At 41.5% G+C, this 12121-nt stretch carries 11 protein-coding genes; 5 read left to right on the forward strand and 6 right to left on the reverse strand.

Annotation, left to right across the window (positions count from 1 at the left end; translation table 11 throughout):
* The first annotated feature begins 128 nt into the window (after positions 1 to 128).
* Positions 129 to 1553, forward strand: coding sequence for a hypothetical protein (locus CHJ_RS06650; RefSeq protein WP_317917243.1), 1425 nt, complete (start codon positions 129 to 131; stop codon positions 1551 to 1553).
* A 202-nt stretch (positions 1554 to 1755) separates the two neighbouring features.
* Here CHJ_RS06650 and rplY read toward each other — a convergent pair whose 3' ends face one another.
* The 5 genes from rplY to CHJ_RS06675 all read right to left on the reverse strand — a co-directional run bounded on the left by rplY (position 1756) and on the right by CHJ_RS06675 (position 7207).
* Entirely contained in the window at positions 1756 to 2034 is a 279-nt protein-coding gene (gene rplY / locus CHJ_RS06655; protein ID WP_171753998.1) for a 50S ribosomal protein L25, read from the reverse strand.
* 372 nt (positions 2035 to 2406) lie between these two features.
* Positions 2407 to 3135 (reverse strand): glycosyltransferase family 2 protein, encoded by a 729-nt coding sequence (locus CHJ_RS06660; protein ID WP_317918089.1) that lies wholly within the window; start codon positions 3133 to 3135, stop codon positions 2407 to 2409.
* A 246-nt stretch (positions 3136 to 3381) separates the two neighbouring features.
* Positions 3382 to 4713: a sensor histidine kinase gene (locus tag CHJ_RS06665; protein WP_317917244.1), complete on the reverse strand. Its 1332-nt coding sequence runs from the start codon at positions 4711 to 4713 to the stop codon at positions 3382 to 3384.
* Positions 4703 to 5362 (reverse strand): response regulator transcription factor, encoded by a 660-nt coding sequence (locus CHJ_RS06670; RefSeq protein ID WP_171754001.1) that lies wholly within the window; start codon positions 5360 to 5362, stop codon positions 4703 to 4705. The genes CHJ_RS06665 and CHJ_RS06670 overlap by 11 nt, the downstream gene beginning before the upstream one ends.
* 108 nt (positions 5363 to 5470) lie before the next feature.
* Entirely contained in the window at positions 5471 to 7207 is a 1737-nt protein-coding gene (locus CHJ_RS06675; protein WP_317918090.1) for a DEAD/DEAH box helicase, read from the reverse strand.
* A 79-nt stretch (positions 7208 to 7286) separates the two neighbouring features.
* Between CHJ_RS06675 and rsuA the strand changes: the two genes are divergently transcribed.
* The 4 genes from rsuA to CHJ_RS06695 all read left to right on the forward strand — a co-directional run bounded on the left by rsuA (position 7287) and on the right by CHJ_RS06695 (position 10576).
* Positions 7287 to 7982 carry a 16S rRNA pseudouridine(516) synthase RsuA gene (gene rsuA, locus CHJ_RS06680; protein WP_171754003.1) on the forward strand — a complete coding sequence of 232 codons (696 nt, stop codon included), beginning with the start codon at positions 7287 to 7289 and terminating at the stop codon, positions 7980 to 7982.
* A gap of 90 nt (positions 7983 to 8072) precedes the next feature.
* Positions 8073 to 9266, forward strand: a complete 1194-nt coding sequence (locus CHJ_RS06685) for a Bcr/CflA family multidrug efflux MFS transporter (RefSeq protein ID WP_171754004.1) — start codon at positions 8073 to 8075, stop codon at positions 9264 to 9266.
* Complete coding sequence (locus CHJ_RS06690; protein WP_317917245.1) at positions 9266 to 9934, forward strand: DUF2913 family protein; 669 nt, start codon at positions 9266 to 9268, stop codon at positions 9932 to 9934. The genes CHJ_RS06685 and CHJ_RS06690 overlap by 1 nt, the downstream gene beginning before the upstream one ends.
* 303 nt (positions 9935 to 10237) lie before the next feature.
* A complete protein-coding gene (locus CHJ_RS06695; protein WP_317917246.1) occupies positions 10238 to 10576 on the forward strand; it encodes a DUF3135 domain-containing protein in 339 nt (112 codons plus the stop codon).
* Positions 10577 to 10638: 62 nt separating this feature from the next.
* Here the strand turns inward: CHJ_RS06695 and CHJ_RS06700 are convergent, their stop codons facing one another.
* Positions 10639 to 12096, reverse strand: a complete 1458-nt coding sequence (locus CHJ_RS06700; protein WP_317917247.1) for a DUF2867 domain-containing protein — start codon at positions 12094 to 12096, stop codon at positions 10639 to 10641.
* Between the last annotated feature and the right edge of the window lie 25 nt (positions 12097 to 12121).

Here is a 12121-nt window from a genome sequence, read left to right on the forward strand (position 1 = left end):
TGAATATGTGTAACCTGTTATAAGTTAAAGGTTAATATCTATCAATAAAAAATTATGCGATGCCAGTTATAGTTCATATTGAGCTAAATGAGTATTTGAATCCACAAACCAATATAGTGAGAGTTATCATGGAATGGTATAGCAAATTAGGTTTGAGAAGCGCTTCTATTATTGCCATCGTGTTACTTATGTTTGGCTGTACGACTAGCGAAGATTATCGGCGAGCTGAACAGGCGCGATATGATGCAATGTCTGCTGAAGAACAGTTGAATTACAAGGCTGAAAAGGCTTTTCGATACTGGGATTTTGATGGGTATGTAAGTTATTTAGAAAAGGGGGCTGATGTCATTTGCTCAGGTTTTCTTAACCATCCAACTCAGGTTGAAATGATAAAATCATGGTGTCCAATCACCGAAGGTGAGGAGGCCACTCAAGCTTTGTTAGACGATGCACTTTTCTCTCTCTCACATCTTGGTACAAATGTGTGGAGAAATCGGGGGGAGACTTATGAGATGTATCTTCATAGAGATTCTGATTTAACCGCCGCATTGTTAGCTGCTGGCGCGAATCCCAATAAGCGAATTGAAATGGAGAGGAAGACCAATGGTAGTTGCTCTTATTTAAAGTACCGCGCAACGGCAATGCAATGTGCCAGCTATACACTAGCAGATGTGCATCCAGTGAAATACAAGCGCTTTAAAATGCTTCTACTTGCAGGTGGTAATCCGGCTCTTAAGACTAATTTAAAGAATGAAAGTGGTCAGTTTAACTCAGTAGACATACTGCGAACTCGTGTTGAGGAGTTGGATGTAAATTATAATTCTCGTGATGAAGAGTTGATTGCAAATGCATTTAATTTATTTGACCAAGTTGGCGCATCTCCGAGTAGATCTAACTCGAGCAATAGTAGCTGGTTAGATTTTATCTTTAAAGCAGGTGTGACGGCAACGGTTGGTGTTATCGCTATGGATAGCGGGGCGAGTTCTTCTGACACATCAAGAGTATTGAGTGCAACGCTAGAGGATGTTTGGGGTTCCGGTGAAGGAAATGCACTATCTTCTCTATATCAAAAGCAGCTTAGTCATCAATTATCAGTTCAAGATCCCGCTCTCGCGCAATTAATCTATGCTCAAGAAGATATGAATAGCGCAATCGCACGTAAATCTGAACAAGTGATGGATTTTCCTAAAGTTTCAGGTGAGCCAGACGATTGTACAAAACCTGAGTTTTGCGAGTTAGTAGATAAAAGTTTGTCTGACTACGATTTCACATTTAAGCGAGTAAATAACATTGAGGGTAGTTATTCATTTAATGACGGTTGCTATCTGGCATCGGATAAAGGTCCACTAGCGACGGGTTGCCAAACTGAGGGTATGAAACGGTATCCTAAGAGAACAACGGGAATCCCAGTAGAAAAAACGGGTTATCAGATAAGTTCTTGTAAGAAAACTGAAGGTGCGGATGGAAAACGGACATTTCAACGGACAGTAACGACGTACTGTAAGATCGTACCAACTAAATCGGGTAGTTCTGGGCAAGTCGTATCGCAATGATTGCGGGCGGACTCAGTGCGCTTCTTTGTTATAGTGACCAAATAAAAATGCCGCCACGGTAATAAATTAACGCCTATAAACGGCGAAACCCCAGATGTTGGTAGCATCTGGGGTTTCTAATTTTTAGATTTCTCGGATGGTAAGGCCGATTATCTTCTAAGCAAAAAGTATGGAATTATCGTTGTTAATTCTTGGTAGAGAATTAAACGCGGATAAAGTCCATGTGCTCAACTTTTGGCTTAAATGCGTGACGTTGAACATCTTGTGGCTTAACCTTAACTTCTGCGCCGTCGATCACTAGAGTGATTGCTTCGTAGAATTCTGGCTTATCCATTTGGTTGATCACATCGCTGTGTTTCAACGCGATAGATACTGGTGCTGCTTCACCACCATAAACGATTGCTGGGAATTGGCCAGCGTGACGTAGGCGGCGGCTCGCACCCTTACCTAGTTCAGTACGTACTACTGCTTCAAATTTCATAGTATTTACTCTCAAATTAGTAAAATAGTTAAATATGACTGCCGACATAGCGACCTTGCTGGCAGTGCTCAACGCTTAAGGTAATTGGTTGTTACCGCTAAGCGAGCGCGGATACTATCATTCTACGTTGTTAAGAGCAATAGAATCACCAATAATCTAGATAAAAAACACGCAGCTAGGCTTGTTGTTACTCGCTTTGCGACTATATTGCTCAAGCCTGAAATCGAGCCCTCGCCTTGTAATTATTGTTTAGCAATTGAGCATTTCAACGCTCGGCTGTATTTGGACATAAAAAGACCCCCAATAATTGGTGTCCAACTATTGGGGGGCAGTTCAGTTTTAGCCACTGGCTTTTTTATCTCAGGTTACTTGCTATGACTGGCTATAGTGACCAAATTCATACTTTATCTGACTATCTTTTAGTTCACCTTTAAAAATGCGGTGGGCATTTGCTCTTAGGTAGGTGAATCCCGTTTTAAATACGCCATCTTGATCAAGTCTTCTTGAATCAAAACGGAACGTCATGGGTAGAAAACGAAAACGCCAGGTTTTGCTTGCACGCTTTACATAGTCGCAGTCTTCACATAAATAAATGGACTCATCAAAGCCACCAATTGCTTTATGAATTCGTTTTGACGAGAAAATACATGCACCTACAGCGGTAGGGAAAACGTATTGAGTCGCAAAGAAGCCTAAATTAAACAGTCCGTAGCCAAGTTTATGCAACAATGGCAGACCTTCTGCGTTCATATAAACACCCGCTACCTCTAATCCTGTTTTTTCTAAGTTCTGATCGGCTTTTTCCAAAAAGCTCTCAGATAGACGCACATCAGCATCCAAAAATAGCAGTCGTTGATGTTTAGCAATTAATGCACCTTGATTGCGACCTAAACTGGCGCCTCGCTTGGTCATTTTATGAATAGTCAGCTTGGGTAAACGCTCTTGATACGATTTTGCAATTTCAATAGTGTTATCTTCACTATTTGAATCAACCAGAACCACCTCAAAATGTTGATTTGTTTGTTGGGTTATGTCCTCTAACAAACGACCAATGTTCTTTTCTTCATTCAATGTAATAATAACGATACTAATAGGCTTAATCATGGCAACATCCTTTCAACTTGTAGTGTAGGGATAGATTAAACGGAAAGGACTTAACCAAGCCTGATAGGATTGTTAATCTTCAGTTCATCTACAGTTGCCGTACTGAGTCGCATATAGAAAACTATGCTGCTCTCCTCAAACCTTTTTCCGATTGAATAAAATCTATATTAGAGAGATCCACAGACCCTAGTGTCTTACTCTAAGTTAAGATGAGATCGATGTGATATAAATTGAGTTTGATAGCTAACAAGGCAGAGTTAATATCACTTTTAGGCCACCCAAAGAGGCGTGGTCAAGCTGTATAGAGCCTTGATAGCTCTCAACAATGTCTTGCACAATATTTAAACCAAGGCCACTTCCTGTTACTTTCTCATCCAATCGCGCACCTCGCTGTAAGGCTTGTTTGAACTGTTGTTCGCTAATGCCACAGCCATCATCTTCGATAATCAGTTGTAATCGATGTTCAGAATAGCTTTCGCTATAGATACGAATTGTCGATTTGGCCCATTTGTAGCTATTCTCTAGCAGGTTTCCAAGCATTTCATCCAAGTCATTTGTATCAACATTCACCACTATATCGTCATCAATTTCATTGATCAGCAGTATTTCTCTATGGGCGTAGACTTTATCAAAAGCGATATTGATGGCTTCGATTCTTTCTGCAGGAGACGATTTAACCGAAAGAATAGAACTAGAACCCGCGAGACGAGCTCGGCTGAGGTGATAATCGATGTAATGCTGAATATTATTAACGGGCACAAGCAGAGGTTGTTGCTCTTCTTCTGGGTAATGCTTTATCTGGTTTTTGAGTACAGTGAGAGGGGTTTTAAGGGCGTGAGCCATATTGCCTGTATGGTTTCGTGCTCTTTTTAATAACTCTTGATAATGAAAAAGAAGGTCATTCAAGCTGCTGGCCAATGGCTCGATCTCTTTAGGGTAGTTACCGTCAATTCGGTTAACTTCCCCAAGTTTTAGTTTGATCAGTGCTTGTTGTAATTTCGTCAGAGGCTGTAGCGACCATGTGAGCTGAAAAGCAACCAGAACCAGTACGCCAACAAATAGCAAACCGAGGATAAACCACAGCACTCCAGTTAGTAAAACAACGCTCTCTTCTATTTCGTCGTTATCTAAAGCAACCTTGATTTTCACTTTACCTAAACCATCGATTTTGTACTTATCAGAAACTTGGATAATTTCGTGATATTTATCCTCAAATTTATCGGTTAGGTCTTTATCTCCTAAAGAGGGAGATTTAAAGGTGTTGTCGTCGGTTTCTATCTGCCAAAATCGGCTCTGTTTGTTCTCATACAGTTTGGAGTTAGAGATAATAAAGTGATCGGTAGTTGGTAATTTGTTCTGTTTTAACAGTTTGTATAACTCATCTTGAGTAAATTCGAGTTCACTTTTTGCATTTTGCTCAAGTTGATAATTAATTAGCAAAGGAATAACGATGCCTGCGATAGATACCATCAAGCTTAACCATAATCCTGTTACTAATATAAGTCGATTTCGTATACTAAAATGAGCAAACAGATTGCTGAGATACTGTTTACAGGCGTTCAATTTACTCTGCATTTAATTGGTATCCTAAACCCCGTACCGTTTTAATTCGTTCTGAACCCAGTTTCTTACGTAAACGGCCGATAAAAACCTCAATGGTATTTGAATCTCGATCAAAATCTTGTTTGTAAATGTGTTCTACTAACTCGGTTCGTGATATGACTTTGTCTTTATTGCGGATAAAGTACGAAAGGACCTTGTATTCTAATGCGGTAAGAATAAGAACGGTTCCGTTCAATGATATTTTGGAGCTAACGGTATCAAGAGAGAGAAGACCTGCTCGAATGACGGGAGAAGCGGTTCCTGATTGACGTCGAATTTGTACTTGCAGTCGAGCAATTAGTTCCGGCATTTCAAATGGTTTTATTAAATAATCATCTGCCCCTTCATTGAGACCCTCAATACGTTGAGTTAGTGTGTCTCTGGCACTTAATATAACGATAGGAACCGTTATCCCTTCGTCTCTTATGCCTTTTAAAACCGCAATGCCGTTAAGCTTAGGAAGGCCGAGATCCAACACAATGGCGTCCCAGGATTCTGAGGTAGCACGATAGAGAGCATCAATACCATCCATTGCATTTTCTGTGGTCCAACCCTCTTGTTCAAGAGAGTGACCCAGTTGCTTGGCTAAAGTAATGTCATCTTCAACAATTAGAACTTTCATTTAATTCACATTATTCGTGGTTACACATTTGATTACAATACTACAGAAAACATGAACAAAAGCTGAATGTGGAGGCATAATTTGCTTTGTTGCTCACTGAGATGCGAATTATTGTGACAGCTCATCGGCGAAAACAATATCCCTGAGCTTCCAAAATCGTCCGGATTTTCGTGCTATCACAAATTGTGGCAATCTAAATCGGTGCTGATTTTGCACCACTTTGCTTGGTGAACTGTCATGGAAAGGACGGTGGTGATCCGCTAGGAATGGTCGTACAAACTGAGCAAAAAAGGCTTTTTTCTGCGCTTTGGTGGTGAGAGACCAAAATTGATGCACCTGAACGTGATCATCTCCAATATAGCTGACTTTGAGTTGATTATTCCCAGAAGGGCCTTTGTGAGTCGAGAGTTGCATGTCTCGACATTCAAAAACAAGGGCATCCTTGAGGTTAAGTGCTTCACGCAGTTTTTTATCAGCATCGACAAGGGTGGCATCGCATTCGTGGCATATACGAGCGGCGATATCATTATCTGCACCACAATCGGGACAATACTTGGCTCTAAAGCGATAACCACAATGCGTTCGTTCGCCGTTCTCTTCTTCGAAGTACCCCTGACAGCGACGGCCATAATGTTCAATGAGAAAACCGTTGTTGTCTAACTTACCCCAAAAGTTGTTATTGAAACCACAAGCGGGGCAGGGAATGGTGACAATGTCACTATCGCTGTCTGGTTTAGGGTTGCCAACTTCAGGTTGATAAAGGTCATAGCTATTACCCGCGTAATCTAACACTAAGCACTCTGTTTTTCCTTCTGACAGTCGTAAGCCTCTTCCGACGATTTGTTGGTAAAGGCTAATGGATTCTGTTGGCCTTAAAATGGCGATTAAATCCACATGAGGTGCATCAAATCCGGTGGTTAGAACAGAGACGTTAACGAGATATTTGAGCTGCCGATTCTTAAATCTCTCAATGATGTCTGAACGTTCAGGGCTAGGTGTATCGCCAATGACCAGTGCAGAGTGCGGTTGCGGCAGTAGGGAGAGGATCTCCTGAGCATGACGGACAGTCGCTGCGAAAATCATGATGCCTTGTCGATTTTCTCCATGGGAGATAATCTGCTGCACAATTTGTGGTGTGGCTCGTTTGGAGTTCTCAATCACTAAATCTAAGTCAGACTCTTTATAGCGTCCGGTATTGGCGGGCACAAGCTGAGAGAAATCGTAACTAAGTACCGGGGCATCAATCAGCTTGGCGGGGGTTAAAAACCCTTCATCCAGTAGATAACGAATAGGGAGCTCGAATATGCAATCTCGGAAAAAACGGGCTTCTTCACTGCGAACTTGGCCTCGCGTGTGGTACTGATATATCCAGCCCATTCCTAATCGATATGGCGTCGCGGTTAATCCCAAGATCTTAATTTCTGGGTTCTGTTCAGTTAAATGACTTATGACTCGTTGATAACTGCTTTTTTTATCATCAGGAACACGATGGCATTCATCAATGACTAGCAAAGAAAACTGTTGAGAGAAATGCTCTAGATTACGAACGACCGATTGGACAGAAGCAAACACCACTTGTTGATCGGTCTCTTTTCTACCAAGTCCCGCTGAAAATATCGCGCCTTTTAAACCATACCCTTGGTATTTCTCGTGGTTCTGCTCTACCAATTCTTTGACGTGGGCGAGCACCAAAACTTTGCCTTTAGCCAGACGAGCAAGTTCAGCGATCACTAAGCTTTTACCTGCACCCGTTGGTAAGACGATAACGGCAGGGGTAGATTGCTTACGAAAATAGTGAATAACCGCTTTTACCGAGTCGGCTTGATAAGGACGAAGTGTGTACATAGGCATTAAAAGTGTGAAATAGCTCAACTATTTTTAATAAGACGCTTATAATAAACCACTTAACTGAAAAGAGGTATTCATGCGGTTAGATAAATTTTTGTGTGACGCATTAGGCGCTACGCGCAAAGAAGCGACAAAAATCATTAAAAGTGGTGACATCACGGTCAACGAAAAAGTACAGAAGAGCGGTGCTTTTAAAGTGACAGAAGAGAGTTGTGTGGAGTGGCAAGGTAGAGAGATTAACAGGCACGGGCCGCGATACATTATGCTGTATAAACCACAAGGTTATGTCTGCTCTCATGAAGATGGCTTTAATCATACTGCCTTTGTATTGCTTGATGAAGTGAATATGGACAAACTGCACTTCGCGGGCCGCCTAGATGTAGATACCACGGGCTTAGTGTTGATCACAGACGATGGTAAATGGTCACATAAGATCACATCGCCAAAGCACAAGTGCGAGAAACGATATCGGGTATGGCTTGTGGACGCCGTTGAAGATGACTATGTGCAGCAGTTCCAAGCAGGTATTGAGCTAAGAAATGAGCGTGAAGCGACGTTGCCCGCTCAACTTGAGATTATCGATTCACACCAAGTGTTATTAACCATTACCGAAGGCAAGTATCATCAAGTTAAGCGAATGTTTGCGGCGTTAGGTAATAAGGTTGAAGCACTGCATCGAGAACAAATCGGTAGTATTGAATTGGATCATGAGTTAGAACCTGGAGAGTATCGCTATTTGTCTGAAGATGAAGTTAATTCGATTTGGCGCTGATTCTTTTATGACAAGTGAGTGAAAACATATTAACATATTAAGTAAACCTTATACTTTATATATTTCCAATACCGACTATTCAGGGGGCATATGACTCAGAGTCAATCCACACAGCTTAGCTTGCTAATGTTTATTATTTTAGGCGCTATTGGTGCGTTAACACCACTGGCCATAGACATGTATTTACCGGCAATGCCAAGTATTGCTAAAGAGTTGGGCGTTGAAGCAGGGGCTGTGCAGATCACCCTTACCACATATACTGCCGGTTTTGCCATTGGGCAGCTACTGCATGGACCGCTTTCTGATAGCTATGGTCGTCGGCCAATATTGCTGGCTGGTATATTTTTGTTTGCGATTGGTTCAATCTTATGTGCGGTATCCAGCGATATTGAATCGCTGAAGTATATCCGCGCCGCCCAAGGTTTTTCTGGTGCTGCCGCTGCGGTGATTATTCAAGCTGTCGTTAGAGACATGTTTGATAAAGAAGACTTTGCCAGAACCATGTCTTTTATCACTTTGGTGATGATGGTTGCGCCTCTTATTGCGCCTATGCTGGGAGGACATTTAGCAGAGTGGTTTGGTTGGCGTTCTATCTTTTGGGTGCTCACTTTTGTGTCTGGTGTGGTCATTGCTGCAGTTATGTGGAAGATCCCAGAAACACTTGCCGTAGAGAAGCGACAGCCGCTACGGTTTAAGACTACGATGCAAAACTATATGCGGCTATGTACCAATCCCGTCGCTATGGGATTAATCTTTTCTGGAGCATTCTCTTTTGCGGGGATGTTTGCCTTCTTAACCGCAGGGTCATTTGTCTATATCGATATATATGGAGTTAACCCTTCAGACTTTGGTTACCTTTTTGGGTTAAATATTATCTGCTTAACGTTAATGACCAGCCTTAATGGCCGTATCGTTAAGAAAATGGGGTCGAAATGGATGTTAGCCTTTGGCATTAGTATTCAGCTTATAGCTGGCATCGCCCTGTTTTTTGGTTGGTTGGCAGATATTGGTTTATGGGGCATTGTGCCATTTGTTATGCTGTACATTGGAACTATGTCAACGATTGGTAGTAACTCTATGGCACTGCTGCTTACTAACTATCCTAGTATGGCGGGTACGGCGTCATCTTTGGCAGGAACACTTCGTTTCGGTACAGGATCTATTATTGGTGTTGTGGTTGCGATGCTGCCAAGTGGAAATAGTGCCTGGCCGATGATTTTGGTTATGACTCTGTGTGCGGTTTGTTCCGCGGCTATGTATTGGTTTTTAGGAAAAAAAGCGTAATGACATCTTATTATATTGAAATACAAAATCTGGTTAATACTGCGTTAAAAGATGTTGGTGAACAGCATAGCAAAGGCAAATTGATAAATGCGCCTATTAGTAATACTCATTATATGGTTCGTTGGGTCAGTAAAATGCTCAAAGCACAAACTTTTGACCGTTGTGTGCTTGATGACTTAAAACGTTGGCAAAAGGCAGGACGTAGTAAAGGGACTCAATCTGAGTTGATATTTACTTTTGAAAATATATCGAAATTTTACGCTAAACATATGCCTGTTGATGTCGAGCCGAAACCAATTTTGGATTCGCAAATTGATGCCTTTTTAGAACAGATGTATCAGCTGGGTTGGAGTTACTGCACAGAGGATCCCGTCACCGATAAGTTTCAGGTATTTACCGATGGAGATAACTCTCTCGTCTTGTGTGCCAATCAGTGTGATGACTGTTTTGAAGGAGGCTCTGAATTAGTGAAACCCATGAGTTTCTACGTGAGAGGAAATCATGCAGAGTTTATTGAACAAGCGACTAATGCGGGTTTTCTACTGCATAAGCGAACCAAGTATAAATCGAAAGTAAAATATCATGGTGAGTACCTTGTTTTCCCTAGCAATATGGGCAACCAGTTAGCGGAAATTCCATTGAGTTTTAGTCAATCGAATCGAATGTAACGGAAACAATGTTATTTAAGCATAGTTAACCGTAACAACATTAAATAGCCTTTATTTCATAACATTATACTCAAGTGACCTCAAGGTGCTTGTTCAGCGAGAATTTATTGGCTGCTAATCAAGGCACTGATTTGAACGCATAGTCATTCTACGGCAAGAATCAGTATATAAGTATGTGCAATAAAGGCTATTTGATGAAACTAAGACATTTTACGTTTTAATTTAATGTAAAATGCTGTCGTAGTGCCACTGTTTTTCCGAGTTTAATAGTGTTTGATTTAAATACTATTAGCGAGTGAGTTTATGGGCACATTAGACGATGATAGCAAGACTAAGCTACCTAGTTTTGATGAACTGGTGAATCTAGCAAGGGAAAATCCCGACAGGTTTGATCAGTTAAAACAGTCCCTATGCGATGACCTTATCGCTTCTTCCCATATTGATAATCAACCACGACTTCGCGCCCAACAGAGTCATATCGATCGCCTAATTAGTAAGGGAAAAAATGCAAACCACGTCAATGTTTTACTCTATAAAGAGTTGATGAAACAACTGGGTCGCTTCAAACAGAGTTTGCTTAGTAACAGTGAGACAACCAAGGATAATGTGCTCTCTTTTACCGCGAAAAATAAAACGGATTAAATAGAAACAACGTTATTTTGATCTAGTTATAATCTAGTGTTCTCAAGATGTTGCTCTGAATCCTACATCTTGAGGTCACTTGAGTATAGCATGCTGCTTTTTTTATCAATGGCTTTTACCATGCCTTGAAAAATAAATAGGTGTGCAGGCATCATAGCAAACCAATATAGCAAACCTCTAAACCCTTTCGGGTGCCACCATGCTCGCACATCAAGCTCTCTATAATCACCATGATCGGTGATACTGCACTCCAGCCTACCTAATCCTGGGGCTTTCATGCCAAACAGCAAAGAGACAAAGCGATTCTTCTCGCAACGAATCACTTTCCATGAGTCGATATGGTCTCCAACTTTTAGTTCAGGACCCGCAGGACTTCTTCGCTTAGGAGCGCCGCCGCCGACAAATAGATCCAGCCATTCTCGAGTACGCCACAAACTATTCGCGAAAAAGTACCCCTCTTGCTTACTGCCTATTTTCTCGACAATTTTCCATAGATCTTCAGAACTTTGTTGTGTACGCAATGTTGAACCTGCGTTTTTTGCGTAATAGCCATACCCTGCCTGCCAGCGTTTTAAGGCTGCTGGATCAAATCCCCAAATATTATTGCGGATACATTCACCTTCTGCTTCTACTGCTGCTAATACAGCATCTCGATAACGAACCAGTAGTTGGGGATATTTTTTGCGAATCTCTTGAGAATCTGCAATGTAGTCATGCTCTAATCCTGCCAATAGTGCTCGACCAATATTTGAAGGGACAGAGGTGACCAATCCTAACCAATAAGAGGCCATTTTGGGGGTTAACAGTGAAGTGGACCATAATCGAAGTGGTCGTTTGATGGCTTCACAAATGACCGCAAACTGCTCTCGGTAAGTGAGGACATCAGGACCGCCGACTTCATAGTAAAGGTGACCGTCTGGTGACTCATCTAGCTGTGCTAATAAATAGAAATTTAAATTTTCTAATGCAATAGGGTTGGCTTTGGAATCAACCCACTTGGGGGCAATTAATATGGGCAGGTTATAGGTGAAATCTTTCATAATTTCAAAAGCAGCAGAGCCCGGGCCAATAATAACTCCGGCTCTGAGCTCTGTAACAGGAACCTCTGCTTGGCGAATGATTTCGCCGGTCTTTTTTCGTGCTAACAAATGGTCTGAGTTACCAGTTTGAGGTTGTATAGCACTTAAATAGACTACATGCTTGACTGTACTTTGGATAAGCGCGTCTTTGAAGTTAATGGCAAGAGATAATTCATAATCTAAAAAGTCATGACCGTGAGCCATTCCGTGTACTAGAAAAAATACCAAATCATGGTTTTTAACCACTTCTACGGTCTCATTTTTATCGACGAGATCTAAATAACGGATTTGTAGATTTTGATGAGCTTCGACTCGGGCGGTAAGGTAATCAATATTTCGTGAAGCTGCCGTAACCTGATGGCCGAGTTGAAGTAAAAGAGGTACTAACTGAGAACCAACATAACCAGAAGCACCTAATACTAATATCCGCTTTTTATCCATATTGATAACAAATCCTTTTTATGGT

It is taken from the genome of Vibrio sp. MACH09, assembly GCF_033238805.1.
GTDB lineage: Bacteria > Pseudomonadota > Gammaproteobacteria > Enterobacterales > Vibrionaceae > Vibrio.

Excerpts from the sequence above, each read along its gene's own strand:
- CHJ_RS06665 (WP_317917244.1), bottom strand. The coding sequence starts at position 4,713 with ATGCAGAGTAAATTGAACGCCTGTAAACAGTATCTCAGCAATCTGTTT.
- CHJ_RS06690 (WP_317917245.1), top strand. The coding sequence starts at position 9,266 with ATGACATCTTATTATATTGAAATACAAAATCTGGTTAATACTGCGTTA.
- rsuA (WP_171754003.1), top strand. The coding sequence starts at position 7,287 with ATGCGGTTAGATAAATTTTTGTGTGACGCATTAGGCGCTACGCGCAAA.
- CHJ_RS06650 (WP_317917243.1), top strand. The coding sequence starts at position 129 with ATGGAATGGTATAGCAAATTAGGTTTGAGAAGCGCTTCTATTATTGCC.
- CHJ_RS06675 (WP_317918090.1), bottom strand. The coding sequence starts at position 7,207 with ATGTACACACTTCGTCCTTATCAAGCCGACTCGGTAAAAGCGGTTATT.
- CHJ_RS06670 (WP_171754001.1), bottom strand. The coding sequence starts at position 5,362 with ATGAAAGTTCTAATTGTTGAAGATGACATTACTTTAGCCAAGCAACTG.
- CHJ_RS06685 (WP_171754004.1), top strand. The coding sequence starts at position 8,073 with ATGACTCAGAGTCAATCCACACAGCTTAGCTTGCTAATGTTTATTATT.
- rplY (WP_171753998.1), bottom strand. The coding sequence starts at position 2,034 with ATGAAATTTGAAGCAGTAGTACGTACTGAACTAGGTAAGGGTGCGAGC.
- CHJ_RS06700 (WP_317917247.1), bottom strand. The coding sequence starts at position 12,096 with ATGGATAAAAAGCGGATATTAGTATTAGGTGCTTCTGGTTATGTTGGT.
- CHJ_RS06695 (WP_317917246.1), top strand. The coding sequence starts at position 10,238 with ATGGGCACATTAGACGATGATAGCAAGACTAAGCTACCTAGTTTTGAT.